This is a genomic window from Atopomonas hussainii (assembly GCF_900109735.1).
Classification (GTDB): Bacteria; Pseudomonadota; Gammaproteobacteria; order Pseudomonadales; family Pseudomonadaceae; genus Atopomonas; species Atopomonas hussainii.
The window spans coordinates 1-17,853 of sequence record NZ_FOAS01000025.1; the positions used below are offsets into that span (position 1 = coordinate 1).

Here is a 17,853-nt window from a genome sequence, read left to right on the forward strand (position 1 = left end):
AGTCATGCGGGGAATCGAGCTGGTTTTCTGATTTTGCGCTGCGAATCGGCACTGGTGCTGGTGTGAGGCTTAATAAATCAGCGTTTCCCTAGATAATATTTTTTTAAATAAAAAAGACGGAACCGAGCCCTTCACTTCCGGCGAAAACACCTTAAGCTATACTATAAATGATTTCTGGAGCTGGTCTTACTCGAACATCATGTTCAATACAATTCGAGGGGATCTTGGGGAGTACATAATCTATGAGACGCTAAAAAGCAGATTAAGCAGTAAGCATTACTCCACACGAAGAGACGGAGATGTTTGTGACTTCCAAATTGGCAATATCTGGATAGAGGTAAAAACATCATCATATATACAAGCATGGGAGCAGAGCGGCAAGCCACACTCAGACATTGTATTTGACATTGCCGAACGCGAAGATTATGACTTTGTCACTGGGAAGCCCATAAAAGGGGTAAAAAAAAGATGGGCCAACATATATGTTCTCTGCTTGTTGGCCGAAAAAGACAGGGGCACAGTAAATCCTCTCAACACAGACCAATGGAAATTCTGGATTGTAAGCACAAGCGAGTTAAATAGAGTAAGAAAGCACAGCAGCCGATTACCCCTTAACCAACTAAACACCGTCAATGCAATCGAGAGCAACTTAAACAACCTATTCGTCGACATAGAAAAAACATACAACCTTCACTTGAAACGCCTTGCAGCTAGCTCACCGTAAAACCAGAGCTTGATTTATTTCCAGCTAGTTATCTGCGCTTAATTGATGCTCTGATTTCGCCTCCCGTCGACATACTATTCTTTGCGAAAGAATAGTAAGCACAAGAAACAGGCCCCCAACATTGGCTCGGCTGCGCCGAGTTCCCTCGCTCCAGACTGCTTCGGCTTTGGCATCCTGCGTCGCCCTACCTCCTGCATCCATGCAGTCGTCCAGAGGCCCAGCCCGAAGGGCCATCCATGGCCCATCGGGCTTTGCGCGGCATCCCTGCCGCTTAACCTCTTCCAGCAGCCTTCCACTCGGCCTGCTGGAGGGGGCATTGGTGCAAGTCGATGGTTTGGTGGTTCGCAAGTTTGGCTTGATGTTTGTTTATTGCTTGTTTGTTATTCCCTCACCCCGGCCCTCTCCCAGAGGGAGAGGGTGCAAGGCATGACAGCCAATGGTGCGGCTGGCACCAACCGCCCCTTTTATCCGGCTGAGCGCAGGCTGGCTGTAGTGGGGTAAGCCGCAGGGATGCGGCGCAAGCGGCGATGGGCTAGGGATAGCCCTTCGCCGTGGCCCCACGTAAGCCTGCCGGAGCGAAGGAACTCGGCGCAGCCGAGCCGGATAGTGGGGCAAGCGTTTTGGGTTACTTTTGCCGCGACTGGCAAAAGTGACTCGCCCGGGAAGGGCGAAACAAGAAGGCTCGATAAACGCAGCAGTCAGCTTAACGCAACAACTTAGAAGCTCACCACTTTGCAAAACGGACAGCACCAAATGCGCCTTAAGCTGGCGAAACAGGCCCCGTAAGCTCAGCAATCAGCTTAACGCCAAAACACCAAAGCCCACCGCTTTGCAGACCAAATGCACTCACTCACGTGGGACAATGGGGCAGATTTATTGCGTGCAGTTTAATCACCGAGAAGGAGATCAACATGGTCACCGCCCGTACCACGCTGCTCGCCGGCTTGTTCTTGCTGGCACCTTGGGCCGCAAAGGCCGCTACTGAGGCAACAATCAGCTGTACCGATATGCGCAGCAACCCCGCCATTTTTACCAGCGAGGTCGACCTAGGCTCTGGCCATGGCAGCCCCACCAAGGTGGATTACCACTGCCCAGAAAGCTTGGCCCAGCTGCCCATAACGCAAACGGTCTACCAGCTTAGCGAACAAATTCGTAACCAATACCCTTGGCCGGGGTGCTCCGGCAGCATCGTTTACGCCCAGTGGCGCTACTACCATTGGGCTTTGCTGCAAGCCGGCCTCGCTCCGCAGCAGTTGCTCGGCGGCAAAAACAGTCGCGCCCACAGCGATAAAACCTGGGCCTATTTAGCCCGCTGGGCCCTGCAAAGCCCCAGTCAGCAACGGCTATATCAAGCACTGCGGGCTGCCGTGGATGAAGCAAGCCCAGCACTAACCCAGCACTACCAAAGCACCGCGCAACTAACGCCCGCCGAGGCCGCAGAAGCCAGTGAGCGCGCCTTAGCCATCATGCTCTATTGGGCCGGCGGCGCCGCGCCGGGCTCCAGCGACACACACTACACCCCCGAACTGCCGGGCATAGTGCAAACCATGGCCACCGCACCGCTGACACTTGAGCAGCTCAACCAATGGCTTAGCCAGCACCCCGATGCTGAACCACACACCGTGGACTTAGCTCTGAAAAGCGCGATCATTCATCAACAGCCGTTAGCGGTTATCCACCGGCTAATCACCGTGAGTCAGCCACTCGACCAAGGCGATGAGTCCGCTTTGTTTTTTGCCTTAGACAACCCGCCAGCGCTCACTGCTTTGCTACAAGCCGGTGCGGACATCAATTACCGCAATGGCTTCGGCAAAACCGTGCTGTTTTACGCCATCGAACGCGGCGATATCGCGCAGGTTAAACAGCTGCTAAGCGCCGGAGCCAACCCCAACCAGCGCTACCTCAGCAGCACCGAGTTAGAAGAGCACGCGATGTGCCAATACAACATCCAGCACGGCCAACGCACGCCACTGATGCATGCCGCCCAGCATGCCTCTGCGCCTATGCTGAAGTTATTACTGCAACACAACGCCGACACCCAAGCCCGCGACGAACAAGACTGGAGCGCCTTGGACTACGCTCGACATAACCAACGGCAGAGTAATGAGAAGGCTCTGTTGCTGCATTCAACCGCGGCTGAATAAGCACAACTGCAGGCGTTATTTACAGCAGCCGGATAAAAGGGGCGATTGGTGCAAGCTGCACCATAAGTGATGGTTGCGCCAAACGCTTTTCGTAGTTTTAACCTGCAAACCGCCAAACCATCGACCTGCACCAATGCCCCCTCCAGCAGGCCGAGTGGAAGGCTGCTGGAAGAGGTTAAGCGGCAGGGATGCCGCGAAAAGCCCGATGGGCCATGGATGGCCCTTCGGGCTGGGCCTCTGGAAGCAGTCTGGAGCGAGGGAACTCGGCGCAGCCGAGCCAATGTTGGGGGCCTGTTTCTTGTGCTTACTATTCTTTCGTAAAGAATAGTAAGTCGCCGGGAGGCGAAATCAGCTCGTTAAATAACTCGCCAGGAACTAGCCTAAAATATACCTGCCGCTTTTGCCTTTTAGACAGAAACCCCAATCAATGCAACTGCATCACAATACTCATTGTTGTAGGAAATTAAATTTTCTCCAGAGGTGTTTTTTAACCAAGCAAAAAAATCGCACTCTGTGCTATTGATTTCAGCTAAAAAACGACCCATCTCTTCTTTGCTATTTTCCAAGTCTTTAGTGTAGGTTGGCAAGAAAACTAGACCAAGCCCATATTGATGTTCTAAAGAGCCTTGCGTTCTAATTATGTCGGATCTGGCGCTGTTTAATGCCTTATCTATCAAAGATCTAAAATCGCGTTTTTTGTTTCCTGTGAGATATACCCACGATTGCTTAGCCTCAGCTACGACTTGCTTACCGGCATACTGAAAAAATAAATCTACACGCCCTTTCGACTCATCTTCTTCTTTGCCTTTTATTGCTCCGAATTCCTCCAAAGCAAACCCGCCGCTGCGCCAAATGGCGCCAGCCAACGCTCCTACGTTGGCGCGTTCGTTATACCAATATAAGCTATCGTCGCAATTATTTGATTCAATATAGTCTCGGTGGACACGAAGCCATTGCTCTAACACGGGCTTTAGCCAAGATAGCTTTTTACTGTGTATTTTTACTTCTGACTCTATGCCAAACATTACAGTGTCAACTCCTGTCAGTGTCGGTGAAGAATTTATATAAAAATTACTAGGATGGTTTAATCGCATAAAAAACCCCGCTCAAGCATCACCTGAGCGGGGTTTTTAACAGCACCAGCAATTACGCCGTACGCTGCCGGCTACCGGCAGCCTCTTCCGCCTCGCTGGCGTAGGCCAGTTGCATGGCTTTAAGGCGGCGCTTCTCGCTGCGGCGGATCAGGAACCAAGCGATCAGCGTGGCCATCGACACCGAGAGCAGAATCAAGCTCGCCACGGCGTTGATCTCCGGCTTCACGCCCAAGCGTACCGACGAGAAGATCTCCATCGGCAGGGTGGTCGAGCCGGGGCCGGAGACGAAGCTAGCCAGTACCAAGTCGTCCAGCGACAGGGTGAAGGCCATCATCCAGCCGGCGGCCAGTGACGGGGCGATCATCGGTACGGTGATCAGCAGGAAGGTTTTCCACGGCTTGGCGCCTAAGTCCATGGCGGCTTCTTCGATGGACAGATCCAGCTCTTTCAAGCGCGACGACACCACCACGGCCACGTACGAGGCGGTGAAGGAGGTGTGCGCAATCCAGATGGTGGTCAGGCCACGTTCGCCCGGCCAGCCGATCAGCTGGCCCATGGCGACGAAGAGCAGCAACAGCGACAAACCGGTGATCACTTCGGGCATCACCAGCGGCGCGGTGATCATGCCGGAGAACACGGTTTTGCCTCTAAAGCGCGGCATGCGGGTCATCACAAAGGCGGCTAAGGTGCCGATGATGACCGCCGAGCAGGAGGTGAAGAACGCCACCTGCAAGCTGCGCCATACCGAGTTCATCAGCTGGGTGTTATCCAAAAGGCCCACGTACCAATGGATCGACCAGCCACCCCACACGGTCACCAGCTTGCTGGCGTTGAACGAGTAGATGACCAGCACCACCATGGGCAGGTAGATAAACAGTAAACCCGCGATCAGCATGACCTTGGGCAAGTCCCAACGTTTCATAGACGGCCCTCCAGTTCTTTCTGCTGGTTACGGTTAAACAAGATGATCGGGATGATCAGAATCGCCAGCATGATCACGGCCAACGCCGAGGCCACCGGCCAGTCGCGGTTGTTGAAGAACTCTTGCCAGAGCACTTTACCGATCATCAGGGTCTCTGGGCCGCCGAGCAGCTCAGGGATCACGAACTCGCCCACCGCCGGGATAAACACCAGCATGCAGCCGGCGTAGATGCCGTTTTTCGACAGCGGCACGGTGATGCGCCAGAAGCTGGTGAAACGGCTGGCACCGAGGTCGCTCGCGGCTTCCAGCAGGGTCATGTCGTGCTTCACCAAGTTGGCGTACAGCGGCAGGATCATGAACGGCAGGTACGAGTAGACAATGCCCAGATACACGGCGAAGTCGGTGTTGAGCATTTGAATCGGGCTGTCGATGATGCCGAGCGACATCAGTGTGCTGTTGATCAGGCCGTTCTTTGACAGCAGACCCATCCACGCATACACGCGGATCAGGATTGCCGTCCAGGTGGGCATCATGATCAATAGCAGCAGCACGGTTTGCATTTCTTTATTGGCGCGAGCAATGGCGTAGGCCATCGGGAAGCCGATAAACAAACACAGCAAGGTGCTGACGGTGGCTATCTTGATCGAGCCAAGATAAGCGGCCCAATACAGCTCATCTTCGGACAAGAAGATGTAGTTGCCGAGGTTTAAGGTGACTTGAATCACCTGGTCGACATAGCTGAACACTTCTGAATACGGCGGAATCGCCACTTCAGCTTCAGCGAAGCTGATCTTCAGCACGATCACAAACGGCAGCACGAAGAACAGGAACAGCCACAAGAAGGGCGCCCCGATCACATAGTGCCTGCCCTTGGGCAGGTAGCGGGTCAGGATGTTCATGAGCGCAACGCCACCCCGCTGTCATCTTCCCAATAGATAAACACTTCTTCGCCCCACGACGGACGGCCCGCGCGGCGTTCGGTGTTGGCGATAAACGACTGCACCAACAGGCCCGACGGCAGCTTGATGTAGTACACCGAGTGGCCGCCTAGGTAAGCGATGTCGTGCACCACGCCGGTGAACCAGTTGTGTTCGCAGTCGGGTTTTTCCGCGGCGATCAGCAGTTTTTCCGGGCGCAGGGCGTAGGTGATGCTCTTGTCTTGCACTGAGGTGCTGACGCCGTGGCCGACGTAAATGGGCCGCTCAAGGTCGGGGCATTGGATGATCGCGTGGTCTTCCATATCGCTGACCACTTGGCCGTCGAACAGGTTGACGTTGCCGATGAACTCGGCCACCAAGCGGCTGTTGGGGCTCTCGTAGATGTCTACCGGGCTGCCGACTTGGGCGATCCAGCCGTGGTGCATGATGGCGATGCGTTGCGCCATGGTCATGGCTTCTTCTTGGTCGTGGGTGACCATGATGCAGGTCACGCCGACGCGCTCGATGATCTCGACCAGTTCCAGCTGCATTTGCGAGCGGAGCTTTTTATCCAGTGCGCCCATGGGCTCGTCGAGCAGCAGCAGTTTGGGGCGCTTGGCCAGCGAGCGGGCCAAGGCCACGCGCTGACGCTGGCCACCCGAAAGCTGGTGCGGCTTGCGCTTGGCGTATTGGCTCATGTGCACCAGCTTGAGCATCTCGGCCACGCGGGCTTCGATCTCGGCCTTGGGCAGGCCGTCTTGCTTGAGGCCGAAGGCGATATTTTGCTCCACGCTCATGTGCGGGAACAGCGCATAGCTCTGGAACATCATGTTGATCGGCCGCTCGTAGGGCGGCAGGTCGGTGATGTCTTGGCCATCGACGAAAATACGTCCGTCGCTGGGGCGCTCGAAGCCGGCGAGCATGCGCAGCAAGGTGGATTTGCCGGAGCCGGAACCGCCGAGCAGCGCGAAGATTTCGCCTCGGTTAATGGTCAGGGACACATCGTCCACGGCCACGGTTTCGTCGAACTTTTTCGTAATCCGGTCGATTTTCACCAGCACATCTGCGCTGGCTTGGCCCGCAGGGGCATTATTGTTGGCACCGGTGGCTGTAGCCATCACTCACTCCCAAGACTAACAAGTTGCCCGCGCACGGCAGGCGATCGAAAAGACGTAAGGCGTAACGCCTTAATGGAAAGTGTTGCCGCCAAGCGGCAGACCCTGCGCATGCTGTGCAGGGCGTTTTTTCCGGCCACAGCACGGGCGTTGCGGCGTGTGGATAACGCGCAAACGTGGGCAGCAGCAGGAAGGGAAACGTCGTTCTGGCGGGGCCGGGCGCACGCGGTGGCGCGGGCGGGGCGGCAGTCATGGTCGACGGCGGCGCGGATAGTAGCGGCAGCCAGAAACGTTGCGAAGAGGGGTTGGCGTAAAAAAGTGGCCAAAGTGGGCGTTAATGCCGAGAAACAGCGAACTTGCGGGGCGGCTGGCGGTGGATCGAGCGCCCAGGGCACGTGTACGCAATCCCAGAATAAACCGCAGCGTCGCGGGGTGTGCATATCCGCAACGAGATTGCTGAGCCCACAGGCAGCGGGCAGGGTGTGACATTGACCCTGTTGCATCCGGCCTCCCCACCATGGCTGCGGGGGCAGGCATGGCTTGCGTTAACAGTTTGCGTTCAGTGCAAAACAGTCCAGTAATCAGTCAGTTAGGCTGCGGCCGCTGGGCGGCCGCAGCACAATCAAGGCTTGTCTGTGGGCTTATTTGCCCGACTTCACCTTGGTCCAGCTACGCGTAATGACGCGGTAAACCTTCTGCGGCAGCTCGGCGAAGGTGTACAGCTTGGCCATAGTGGCGTCATCCGGGTAGATGGCTTTGTTGTTGCGGATCGGCTCATCCACCAGCGGGGTCGCCGCGCTGTTGCCGTTGGGGTACGACACGTAGTTGGAGATCGGCGCGATCACTTCCGGCTTGAGCAGGTAGTTGAGGAACAGGTGAGCAGATTCGCTGTTCTTGCTGTCGGCCGGAATGGCCAGCATGTCGAACCAAGAAGCCGCGCCCTCTTTGGGGATCACGTAGTTAACCACGGTGCCGTTGCCGGCTTCTTCAGCACGGTCACGCGCTTGGAATACGTCGCCCGACCAACCCACGGCCACACAGATGTTGCCGTTGGCCAGGTCAGAGATGTACTTGGAGCTGTGGAAGTAGGTCACGTGCGGACGAATCTTCAGCAGCAACTCTTCGGCCTTCTTGTAGTCGGCGGTGTTGGTGCTGTTCGGGTCCAGACCCAGGTAGTGCAGGGCGGCCGGAACGATTTCGGTCGGTGCATCCAGCAGGGCTACGCCACACTTGGACAGCTTCTCGATGTTCTCCGGCTTGAAGATCACATCCCACGAATCAATGGTGTCGGTGCCCAGCGCTTCTTTCACTTTGGCCGGGTTGTAACCGATACCAGTGGTGCCCCACAGGTAGGGGTAGGCGTACTGGTTGCCCGGATCGTTCACATCCAGCGCTTTGAGCAGGTTCTTGTTGAGGTTTTCCCAGTTGCTCAGCTTGGACTTATCCAGCTTTTGGAACACGCCCGCCTTGATTTGCTTGGCGAGGAATTGACCAGACGGCACGACCACGTCGTAGCCGGTGCTACCGGACAGCAGCTTGGCTTCCAGCACTTCGTTGGAGTCGAACACGTCGTACACCACACGAATACCGGTTTCTTTTTCGAAATTGGCCAGGGTGTCTTCAGCGATGTAGTCGGACCAGTTGTACACGTGCAGCACTTTTTCTTCCGCCTGCGCCGCAGTAGCGGCAGCAGCCGTGAGGGACAGTGCCATCAGGGTCTTGGCAAACATTTTCATGCAGGTAGCTCCTCGTTATTGTTGCTGTATCCAGCGGGTGCGCATACGGGCCACCCGCGGTGAGCCTGGCCTACGCACTGGCGCAAGTCTGGCAAGCTGCGTGACGATGCTCAAGCCTTGAGTTCTGCCCAAGTGGCATCCAAGGCTTTGCGGGCCAACGCAACCAGTTCATCAATCTGCTCGCAGGTGATCACCAACGGCGGCGAAATAATCATGGTGTCGCCTACCGCACGCATCACCAAGCCATTGTTGAAGCAGTGTTCGCGGCAGCGCATACCGGTGTTGCCACCGGGGAAACGCTCACGGCTTTGCTTGTCTTTGACCAATTCCAGTGCGCCTAACAAGCCCGTGGTGCGGGCTTCGCCCACCAGCGGGTGATCGGCCAGCTCGGCCCATTTCTTCTGCAAGTACGGTGCCGTCTTTTCTTTCACCTGAGTGACGATGTGCTCGTTCTTCAGAATGCGCAGGTTCTCCAGCGCCACCGCAGCGGCCACCGGGTGCCCGGAGTAGGTAAAGCCGTGGTAGAACTCGCCGCCTTGCTCGGTGAGCACTTTGGCCACGCGGTCACCGACCAGCACGGCGCCCATCGGCAGATAGCCGCTGGTCATGCCTTTAGCTACGGGCATGAGGTCGGGTTTTAAGTCGAAGTACTGGCTGCCGAACCATTCGCCGGTGCGGCCAAAGCCACAGATCACTTCATCGACCACCAAGAGGATGTCGTACTTAGCCAGCACCTTCTTGATGGTGGGCCAGTAGGTGGCTGGCGGAATAATCACCCCGCCGGCGCCTTGAATCGGCTCGGCGATAAACGCCGCGACGTTGTCGGCGCCGATTTCTTGAATCTTCTTATCCAGCTGCTCCGCCGCCCACACGCCGAACTCGTCGGGTGTCATGTTGCCACCTTCACCAAACCAATACGGTTGCGGAATGTGGTCGATGTAAGGAATCGGCAGGTCGCCTTGCTCGTGCATCGGCTTCATGCCGCCTAAGCTGGCACCCGCGACGGTAGAGCCGTGGTAGCCGTTTAAGCGGCTGATGATCCACTTCTTCTCCGGCTTGCCTTGGCATGCCCAGAAATGGCGCACCATGCGCAGTACGGTGTCGTTGGATTCCGAGCCTGAGCCGGTGAAGAACACCTTGTGCATGCCCTCAGGCGCGATGCTGGCGATCTCTTTGGCCAGTTCAATGGCCGGCACATGGGTGGTCTGGAAGAACAAGTTGTAGAACGGCAGCTCTTGCATCTGCTTGGCGGCGGCATCGACCAGCTCTTGACGGCCATAGCCGACATTGACGCACCACAGGCCCGCCATGCCGTCGAGAATCTTGTGCCCTTCGCTGTCCCAGATATAGATGCCATCACCCTTGGTGATTACCCGCGCGCCTTTGGCGTTTAGCGCTTGGTAGTCGGTAAACGGCGGTAGCACGTGGTCGCGGCTATCTGCCTGTAGGTTTTGGGTGGACGAGGCCTGAGTCATTGGGCACCTCTGGGTTTTATTTTTAGAGTGTGGGCACGCCCGGTCTCATCGTGAAGCCGGGCACTACTGCCGCTTAGCTTGTGGCCAGCGGCAGGCCTGTTTTAACCATTGGGCTGCGCACGGCCTTGTGCGCGGCTGGTGTTAGACCGAGAACTGCAGGAACTCGCGTTCCCACGAACTGATCACCCGCTTAAAGTTTTCTTGCTCGGCGCGCTTAACCGCGACGAAGCCGGTGACGAATTTCTCGCCTAAGTACTTCTTCACCGTTTTGTTGTCTTCCATACGCTCTAGCGCGGCTTCTAAGGTCAGCGGCAGGCGCAAGTTGCGGCGCTCGTAACCACGGCCTTTAACCGGCGCGCTGGGCTTTAAGCCTTCAACCATGCCGATGTAGCCGCACAGCAAGCTGGCGGCGATGGCCAGATACGGGTTGCAGTCGGCACCGGCGAGGCGGTTCTCAACGCGGCGGTTTTGCGGGCTGGAATCCGGCACACGCAAACCCACGGTACGGTTTTCTTCGCCCCACTCGACGTTTACCGGCGCCGAGGTATCGGGCAGGAAACGGCGGAACGAATTCACGTTCGGCGCAAACAGCGGCAGCATCGCGGGGATGAACTTCTGCAAGCCACCGATGTGGTGCAGGAACAGCTCGCTCATGCTGCCGTCGTCGTTGGAGAAAATATTCTTGCCGGTGGCGATTTCAACAATGCTCTGGTGCAAGTGCATGGCGCTGCCGGGCTCGTCGGTGATCGGCTTGGCCATAAAGGTGGCGGCCACATCATGCTTGAGCGCGGCTTCGCGCATGGTGCGCTTAAACACCAAAATCTGGTCGGCCAGCTGCAGCGCATTACCGTGACGGAAGTTAATTTCCATCTGCGCTGGGCCTTCTTCGTGGATTAGGGTGTCGAGATCCAGGCCTTGCAGTTCGCACCAGTCGTACATGTCTTCAAACAGCGGGTCGAACTCGTTGGCGGCATCAATCGAGAACGACTGACGGCCAGTTTCCGGACGACCCGAGCGACCAACCGGCACTTCCAGCGGGAAGTCTGGATCGCTGCTGCGTTTGGTTAAGTAGAACTCCATCTCCGGCGCGACAATCGGCTGCCAGCCTTTGTCGGCGTAGAGCTTGAGCACTTTCTTTAAGATGTTGCGCGGTGACAGCTCAATCGGGTTGCCGAGCTTGTCGAAGGTGTCGTGAAACACCATGGCGGTCGGCTCGAGCGCCCACGGCACCGGGTACACCGCGGTTTCGTCGGGACGGCAAACCATGTCGATGTCGGCTTCGTCGAGCAGCTCGTAATAGGTGTCGTCTTCGACGTAGTCACCGGTCACGGTCTGCAGCAGCACGCTTTCGGGCAAGCGCATGCCTTTTTCATCGAGAAATTTATTGGTCGGCGAAATCTTCCCGCGCGGGATGCCGGTCAGGTCGCTGACTAAACATTCCACTTCGGTAATTTGGCGAGATTTCAGCCACTCGCTCAGCTGTTTGATTGCGTGTTCCATGGGTAAGGCTCAACGTTGTCTGGCGCGTTCCTGACAAGCCTTGCCGAAGGCTTGAAAAATCGCCAGATAAATTGGGTTTTCGGTGACTTTCCATTCTGGATGCCACTGCACGCCCAATGCGAAGGTGCGTGCGCTCTCGATCGAGAAGGCCTCGATCAAACCGTCGGGAGCGCGAGCCTCGGTACGCAAGCCCGGGGCGAGTTGGTCGACGCCCTGAGCATGAATCGAATTGACCCGGAACGAATCCGGCAGACCGAGACCCGCCAGCACCCCTCCGGGATCAACATGTACATCGTGCGCAGGGCCGTATTGCACATCTAACGGCTGATCCTGCGGTTCGCGGTGATCTATATAGCCGGGCACTTCATGCACCTTTTGATGCAAGCTGCCGCCGAACACCACGTTCATTTCCTGAAAACCCCGGCAAATGCCCAGTACCGGCACACCGGCTTCCACCGCGGCGCGAATCAGCGGCAGGGTGGTGGCGTCACGTGCGGGGTCGTGATGGGTACCGGCCTCGCTGGCTGGTCCACAATAATGATGCGGCTCGACATTCGATGGCGAACCGGTAAACAACAGACCATCCAAACCGGCAAGTAATTGCGGCAGTGGCAGCAAGTCGCCCAAGGCCGGAATCACCAGCGGCAGACCACCGGCACCCAACGAAACTGCACGCACATACTTATCCCCTGCTATATGAAAGGGATGCTTGCCAATTTGGCTGGTGCAGGCAGTGACGCCGATAACCGGCAGACGTGAAGCAGACATGGTGGGCCTTCATGCACGGTGGATGAATGTGAGCCGAGCTTAGCCTTGTTCATTTTTTTTCACAACAGGCTTTGTGAAATATTCTGAACACCCGCTTGAACCCCTGAAGAAAACCCTGCTGCGCGCCTTGAAATGCCCGCTATTGGCCCATTAATAGGCTACACTGCCCGCTATAGGTGCATGAAAAAGCCTGGTTGACTTCCCCTTTGCTTTGGGATTCACTCGCGCTTAGCACAAGAAATGATGAAAATTTTTAACAACCACTGAGTGTATCCATCATGGCGGTCCCTCCTTCTCTCGTCCGTATCGAAGAAGCCGAGGCCTTCCTGAAAACACACCCGGACATTCAATTCGTCGATCTGTTGATCGCGGATATGAATGGCGTGGTGCGCGGTAAACGGGTTGACCGGAGTAATCTGGTCAAAGTTTTCGAGAAAGGCATCAACTTACCGGCGTCCTTGTTCGCCTTGGACATCACCGGCAGCACGGTAGAAAGCACAGGCTTAGGCCTCGATATCGGCGATGCCGATATGGTTTGCTACCCCATTCCCGGCACCTTGAGTGTCGAACCCTGGCAAAAGCGCCCCACCGCGCAATTGCTCATGACCATGCATGAAAAGGAAGGCGAGCTGGAAGGCCAGCCATTCTTTGCTGACCCCCGCGAAGTCCTGCGTAAAGTAGTACAGCGCTTCGATGAAATGGGCCTGAAAGTGTGTGCCGCGTTCGAGCTGGAGTTCTACCTGATCGATCAGGAGAACGTGAACGGCCGACCACAGCCACCGCGCTCGCCGATCTCGGGCAAGCGTCCGCAATCGACGCAGGTTTATTCCATCGACGATCTGGATGAGTACGCCGACTGCTTACAGGACATCATCGACTGCGCGCGTGGGCAAAACCTGCCGGCCGATGCGATTGTCTCGGAATCAGCGCCCGCCCAGTTTGAGATCAACCTGATCCACGTCGAAGACGCGATTCAGGCGTGTGATCACGCTGTGCTGCTCAAGCGCTTGATCAAGAACGTGGCCTATGACCATGAAATGGACACCACCTTCATGGCCAAACCGTACCCCAACCAAGCGGGTAACGGGCTGCACGTGCATGTTTCGCTGATCGACAAAGACGGCAAGAATATTTTTGCCGCCGACGATCCGCTGGATAACCAAAACCTGCTGCATGCCATTGGCGGCTTGGTGGAGGCAATGCCGGCGAGCATGGCTTTCCTGTGCCCCAACGTGAACAGCTATCGCCGTTTTGGCTCGCAGTACTACGTGCCCAACGCGCCCAGCTGGGGTATCGACAACCGCACCACGGCACTGCGCATTCCCACTGGGCACCCCAATGCCCTGCGTGTTGAGCACCGTGTGGCTGGCGCCGATGCCAACCCGTATTTGCTCATGGCTGCGGTACTGGCCGGCATCCACCACGGCTTGACCAACAAGGTCACCCCGCCGGCGGATACCGAAGGCAACGCTTACGAGAAACACGAGCCAAGCCTGCCGAACAATCTGCGCGACGCCCTGCGTGAGCTGGACGAAAGCGAGATCATGAACCAGTACATCAACTCGGATTACATCGACATCTTTGTCGCTTGTAAGGAAGCCGAGCTGGAAGAGTTCGAGACCACCATCTCCGACCTCGAGTACAACTGGTACTTGCACACCGTGTAAGCGCCAACGCAACACCAACGCCGGCCCGCAAGCCGGCGTTGTTATTTCTACGACTGCAAAAAGCCACTAAAAGGCCATTCTCATGCCTTCTATGCTCACCAGCCTGGCCAATTCTTACTACCAAGCCAGCACGCCTGCGCCGCGTCGTTACGCCCCGCTGCAAGGCCAGCAGCATGCCGATGTGGCGATTATTGGCGGCGGTTACACCGGCTTAAGTGCCGCGCTGGAGCTGGCTAAACAAGGCTGTCGAGTGATCTTGCTAGAGGCCGAACAACTGGGCTTTGGCGCCAGCGGGCGTAACGGCGGGCAGATCAACGTGGGCCTCGCCTGCGAGCAAGCCGAGCTACGCCGCAAAGTGGGCAGCGATAACGCAGCCGCCTTGTGGCAATGGTCGGTGGAAGGCGTCGAGCTGCTGCGCCAGCGCGTGCGCAACTACCGGATCGACTGCGATTTAACCGATGGCTGCCTACTGGCGGCGGAAACCCCGGCGCAAGTGCGCGACCTCGCAGCCTGGCAAGCCGAGCTCGAAGACAGCTACGACTATCGCCATCTCCAACTGCTTGAGGGCAGCGAATTAAGCGCCGCCGTTGGCAGCCCGCTGTACCGCGCCGCCGTGCTGGATCGCTTTAGCGGTCACCTGCATCCATTGAAATATCTGCACGGTTTGGCCGCCGCCGCGCATACCGCCGGCGTGCAGATTTTTGAGCACAGCCGCGTGCAGCATATTGAACAGGGGCTTAACCGCGCCCGCCTCAGCGTTAACGGCGGGTTTGTCAGTGCCGATGCCGTGGTACTGGCCGGCAATGCCTATAACCACGCGCTGCTGCCGTGGCGCGTGCAACGCAGCATGCCCATCGGCAGCTTTATCGGCGCCACCGCGCCGCTGCCTGATGCCCTCGCTGCCGAGCTGATCGGCAGCCGCGCGGCGGTGTGCAGCATGAACTTTGTGATCGACTACTACCGGCTAAGCGCCGACAACCGCCTGCTGTTCGGTGGTCGCGCCTCGGTTACCGGGCGCGAGCCGCACAACCTCGAAGCGCTCATGCGCCAGCGCATGGCCAGCGTGTTCCCGCAACTGGCGGGCTACGACTTCGACTATTTATGGGGCGGCCTCTTGGCCATGACGGTCAACCGCGCGCCGCAATTTGGTCGCTTAGGCCAGCGGCTGTATTTCGCCCACGGCTACAGCGGGCAAGGTGTGGCGCTATCCGGCCTTGCCGGCGTGGTGCTGGCCGAAGCCATCAGTGGCAAGCCCGAACGTTTCAACCTGTTTAGCCGCATTCCCCATGCGCCTGTGCCGCCCGGCGCCGGCTTACAAACCCTCGCGCGACTCGGCGGCGTGGCTTGGTATCAGCTACGTGACCGACTCGGTTGGTGATTTTGTCTAACAACAAGGAGTAACAATATGCGCCGCCTCATCCGCCATTTGGCCCTCTTATGCGCCTGCAGCAGCAGCGCCTTTGCTGATGATCTGGTGTTCTACAACTGGAACGATTACATCGCCCCCGAGGTGCTCACCGAATTCAGCCAGCAAACCGGCATTAAGGTCGACTACCGCACCTATAGCACCAGCCAAGAGCTGCAAGCACTGATGAAGCAAGGCGGGCGCGCCGATCTTGTAGTGCCCTCGCAAGACACCCTCGGCCTGCTGATTGGGCAAAACAAATTACAGCCGCTAAAACAGGCGCAACTGCCCAACCGGCAACACCTCGACCGCGAACTGCTGGCCAAATTGGCCGCCTTCGACCGTGGCAACCGCTTTGCCGTGCCGTACTTATGGGGCGCCGTGGGCATGGCAGTGAACCAACCGCAGGTTGAGCAGGCCCTCGGGCAGAGCCCTGCCGACAGCTGGACGCTGGTTTTCGACCCGGCCAACGCCGCCAAACTCAGCCAGTGCGGCATGAGCCTGCTGGACTCCGACACCGACATCCTCAACATCGTCACCAACCTGCAAGGCCGCAGCCTCGACCGCGCCAGCGACCGACGCATCAAACGCGCCGCCGACCTAGTCGCCAGCACCCGCCCGTACCTGCGCTACATCGACAGCGAAGCCTATATCGACGACCTCAATAGCGGCCGCCTGTGCGTAGCCGTGGCGTGGATTGGCGATGCCCTCGGCGCTGCCGCCGCCGGCCAGCCGGTGCGCTTTGTGATTCCCGAAGAAGGCAGCGTGATGTTTATCGACAGCTTGGTCATTCCTGCGCAAGCGCAGCAAGTAGACGCCGCGCACCAGCTGATCAACTACCTGATGCAGCCAGAAGTGATCGCCCGCATCACCGCCGAAACCTACTACCCCAACGCCAACACCGCCTCGCACGCGCACCTGCCCGCCGAGATGCGTGACGACCCATCGCTGAACCTCGACTCGGGCCTCAAGCGTCGCCTGTTCACCCCGGCCACCCTGAGCGAAGAACGCAACGCGATGATCCACCAACTGTGGAGCGACATGCTCAACGCACCGCTTGCACCTACCGCGGCGTCTGCCGTCCAATAACGGCGTGTTAAATACGGCGCACGCCCAGCGTGCGCCCGTTGGAGCAAGCCATGGCCTCACCCCGCAAACCCCGCGCCAGCAGTCAGGCGCGCATTCAGCAGATTCTCGACGCCGCCCGCGCGTTGTTAGCCCGTGATGGCTTGGCCAGCCTAAGTATGTACAGCGTGGCCGAACACGCCGGCATGCCGCCCTCTTCGGTGTACCACTTCTTCGCCAACGTGCCGGCCATCTGCCAAGGCCTGACCGAGCAAGTACACGCCGCTTTTCGCGACTGCCTCGAACAACCGCTCGACAAGCCCGTAGCCACGTGGCGCGAGCTGGCGCGCATCATCGAACAACGCATGCTCGCCGTGTACCGCGACGACCCCGCCGCCTGCCAGCTGATCCTCGCCAGCCACGCACAAGCCGACATCACCGCCGCCGACCGCGAACACGACGAACAACTCGGCCAGCGTCTGCACCAAGTGTTTAGTCAGCACTTTCAGCTGCCGACCATCGACAACCCCGTTGACCTATTCACCCTCGCCCTAGAACTGGGTGACCGCGTGTACGCCCGTTCGGTGCAGCTGCACGGGCATATCACCCCCTACTATGCCGAAGAGGGCATGCGGGTGTTTGAGGCGTATTTAGGGTTGTATTTGCCGGTGTATTTGGTGCCGCAGGGGCGGCTGTGATGACCGAGCGGTGGATGAGTAGAAGCTACGCGGAAAAAAGGCAGCGGGATGACCACACGAGAAGTCTTGTATGTGCCACTATTGGCGTGAAACATCACGAAAGACATGTTATTTAATTTTAGCTGGGCACGCTAAACATGAATATTCAAGCTACAACTTTTAATTGTGGTATTGGTGAACTGCTTCAGAGCAATGATTTGCCAGTCTTGGATATTGAGACCGGCACCGAGGTTTTATTGTTTGTTGCCGGCTCAGCGCAACAACCTTCCGGGGTCGTCGGTATTCAAATTTTTGGTACCACAGCGTTACTACGTTCGTTAGCTGTTTCAGCATCGGAGCGTGGTAATGGCCTGGGTGCTGCTCTTGTTCAGCACGTAGAGCAGTATGCACTCTTGATGGGCATAAGCTCTATTTATTTGCTCACGACCACGGCCGCGTCATTCTTTAAATTACGCGGTTATAATATTGCCAATCGTGCAGATGCACCTGCGTCTATTGCTAGTACTCGTCAATTTTCCAGCTTATGTCCTAGGGAAACGCTGATTTATTCCTCAGCAGCTCTCTTGGCTGGCACAATCGCGGGAAGCCCATCGCCTGAGTCAGCCGCATGCAAAAAACCTTTT

Annotated in this window: 15 protein-coding genes; 7 read left to right on the forward strand and 8 right to left on the reverse strand. The window is 57.4% G+C overall.

The annotated features are described in order from the left end of the window. The first annotated feature begins 199 nt into the window (after positions 1-199). Positions 200-724, forward strand: coding sequence for a hypothetical protein (locus BMX80_RS17080; protein WP_074870681.1), 525 nt, complete (start codon positions 200-202; stop codon positions 722-724). 911 nt (positions 725-1,635) lie between these two features. Beyond that, complete coding sequence (locus tag BMX80_RS17085; RefSeq protein ID WP_074870682.1) at positions 1,636-2,868, forward strand: ankyrin repeat domain-containing protein; 1,233 nt, start codon at positions 1,636-1,638, stop codon at positions 2,866-2,868. A gap of 407 nt (positions 2,869-3,275) precedes the next feature. Here the strand turns inward: BMX80_RS17085 and BMX80_RS17090 are convergent, their stop codons facing one another. The 8 genes from BMX80_RS17090 to BMX80_RS17125 form a co-directional block, all read right to left on the reverse strand. After that, positions 3,276-3,962, reverse strand: a complete 687-nt coding sequence (locus BMX80_RS17090) for a hypothetical protein (RefSeq protein ID WP_139214212.1) — start codon at positions 3,960-3,962, stop codon at positions 3,276-3,278. Between the two features lie 52 nt (positions 3,963-4,014). Further along, entirely contained in the window at positions 4,015-4,884 is an 870-nt protein-coding gene (locus tag BMX80_RS17095; RefSeq protein WP_074870686.1) for an ABC transporter permease subunit, read from the reverse strand. Continuing rightward, positions 4,881-5,783 carry an ABC transporter permease subunit gene (locus tag BMX80_RS17100; protein ID WP_071871439.1) on the reverse strand — a complete coding sequence of 301 codons (903 nt, stop codon included), beginning with the start codon at positions 5,781-5,783 and terminating at the stop codon, positions 4,881-4,883. Before BMX80_RS17100 ends, BMX80_RS17095 begins: the two co-directional genes overlap by 4 nt. Next, positions 5,780-6,919 (reverse strand): ABC transporter ATP-binding protein, encoded by a 1,140-nt coding sequence (locus BMX80_RS17105; protein WP_074870688.1) that lies wholly within the window; start codon positions 6,917-6,919, stop codon positions 5,780-5,782. Before BMX80_RS17105 ends, BMX80_RS17100 begins: the two co-directional genes overlap by 4 nt. A gap of 638 nt (positions 6,920-7,557) precedes the next feature. Next, positions 7,558-8,652: a polyamine ABC transporter substrate-binding protein gene (locus BMX80_RS17110; RefSeq protein WP_074870689.1), complete on the reverse strand. Its 1,095-nt coding sequence runs from the start codon at positions 8,650-8,652 to the stop codon at positions 7,558-7,560. A 110-nt stretch (positions 8,653-8,762) separates the two neighbouring features. Continuing rightward, positions 8,763-10,127: an aspartate aminotransferase family protein gene (locus tag BMX80_RS17115; protein ID WP_074870690.1), complete on the reverse strand. Its 1,365-nt coding sequence runs from the start codon at positions 10,125-10,127 to the stop codon at positions 8,763-8,765. Positions 10,128-10,268: 141 nt separating this feature from the next. Then, positions 10,269-11,627, reverse strand: a complete 1,359-nt coding sequence (locus tag BMX80_RS17120) for a glutamine synthetase family protein (RefSeq protein WP_071871435.1) — start codon at positions 11,625-11,627, stop codon at positions 10,269-10,271. Positions 11,628-11,636: 9 nt separating this feature from the next. After that, positions 11,637-12,395, reverse strand: a complete 759-nt coding sequence (locus BMX80_RS17125; RefSeq protein ID WP_074870691.1) for a gamma-glutamyl-gamma-aminobutyrate hydrolase family protein — start codon at positions 12,393-12,395, stop codon at positions 11,637-11,639. A 278-nt stretch (positions 12,396-12,673) separates the two neighbouring features. Here BMX80_RS17125 and BMX80_RS17130 point away from each other — a divergent pair, with 278 nt between their 5' ends. From BMX80_RS17130 to BMX80_RS17645, 5 genes are all read left to right on the forward strand, one after another. Continuing rightward, positions 12,674-14,062 (forward strand): glutamine synthetase family protein, encoded by a 1,389-nt coding sequence (locus tag BMX80_RS17130; RefSeq protein WP_071871433.1) that lies wholly within the window; start codon positions 12,674-12,676, stop codon positions 14,060-14,062. A gap of 82 nt (positions 14,063-14,144) precedes the next feature. Next, a complete protein-coding gene (locus BMX80_RS17135) occupies positions 14,145-15,440 on the forward strand; it encodes an NAD(P)/FAD-dependent oxidoreductase (protein ID WP_074870693.1) in 1,296 nt (431 codons plus the stop codon). Between the two features lie 27 nt (positions 15,441-15,467). Further along, positions 15,468-16,556 (forward strand): extracellular solute-binding protein, encoded by a 1,089-nt coding sequence (locus BMX80_RS17140; protein ID WP_074870695.1) that lies wholly within the window; start codon positions 15,468-15,470, stop codon positions 16,554-16,556. Positions 16,557-16,606: 50 nt separating this feature from the next. After that, positions 16,607-17,230 carry a TetR/AcrR family transcriptional regulator gene (locus tag BMX80_RS17145; protein WP_074870697.1) on the forward strand — a complete coding sequence of 208 codons (624 nt, stop codon included), beginning with the start codon at positions 16,607-16,609 and terminating at the stop codon, positions 17,228-17,230. Between the two features lie 137 nt (positions 17,231-17,367). Then, positions 17,368-17,853 (forward strand): GNAT family N-acetyltransferase (locus tag BMX80_RS17645; protein WP_083394371.1); only part of this gene is annotated, 486 nt, incomplete at its 3' end.

Coding starts and splice junctions, on each gene's coding strand:
- BMX80_RS17080 (WP_074870681.1), top strand. CDS start 200: ATGTTCAATACAATTCGAGGGGATCTTGGGGAGTACATAATCTATGAG.
- BMX80_RS17085 (WP_074870682.1), top strand. CDS start 1,636: ATGGTCACCGCCCGTACCACGCTGCTCGCCGGCTTGTTCTTGCTGGCA.
- BMX80_RS17090 (WP_139214212.1), bottom strand. CDS start 3,962: ATGCGATTAAACCATCCTAGTAATTTTTATATAAATTCTTCACCGACA.
- BMX80_RS17095 (WP_074870686.1), bottom strand. CDS start 4,884: ATGAAACGTTGGGACTTGCCCAAGGTCATGCTGATCGCGGGTTTACTG.
- BMX80_RS17100 (WP_071871439.1), bottom strand. CDS start 5,783: ATGAACATCCTGACCCGCTACCTGCCCAAGGGCAGGCACTATGTGATC.
- BMX80_RS17105 (WP_074870688.1), bottom strand. CDS start 6,919: ATGGCTACAGCCACCGGTGCCAACAATAATGCCCCTGCGGGCCAAGCC.
- BMX80_RS17110 (WP_074870689.1), bottom strand. CDS start 8,652: ATGAAAATGTTTGCCAAGACCCTGATGGCACTGTCCCTCACGGCTGCT.
- BMX80_RS17115 (WP_074870690.1), bottom strand. CDS start 10,127: ATGACTCAGGCCTCGTCCACCCAAAACCTACAGGCAGATAGCCGCGAC.
- BMX80_RS17120 (WP_071871435.1), bottom strand. CDS start 11,627: ATGGAACACGCAATCAAACAGCTGAGCGAGTGGCTGAAATCTCGCCAA.
- BMX80_RS17125 (WP_074870691.1), bottom strand. CDS start 12,395: ATGTCTGCTTCACGTCTGCCGGTTATCGGCGTCACTGCCTGCACCAGC.
- BMX80_RS17130 (WP_071871433.1), top strand. CDS start 12,674: ATGGCGGTCCCTCCTTCTCTCGTCCGTATCGAAGAAGCCGAGGCCTTC.
- BMX80_RS17135 (WP_074870693.1), top strand. CDS start 14,145: ATGCCTTCTATGCTCACCAGCCTGGCCAATTCTTACTACCAAGCCAGC.
- BMX80_RS17140 (WP_074870695.1), top strand. CDS start 15,468: ATGCGCCGCCTCATCCGCCATTTGGCCCTCTTATGCGCCTGCAGCAGC.
- BMX80_RS17145 (WP_074870697.1), top strand. CDS start 16,607: ATGGCCTCACCCCGCAAACCCCGCGCCAGCAGTCAGGCGCGCATTCAG.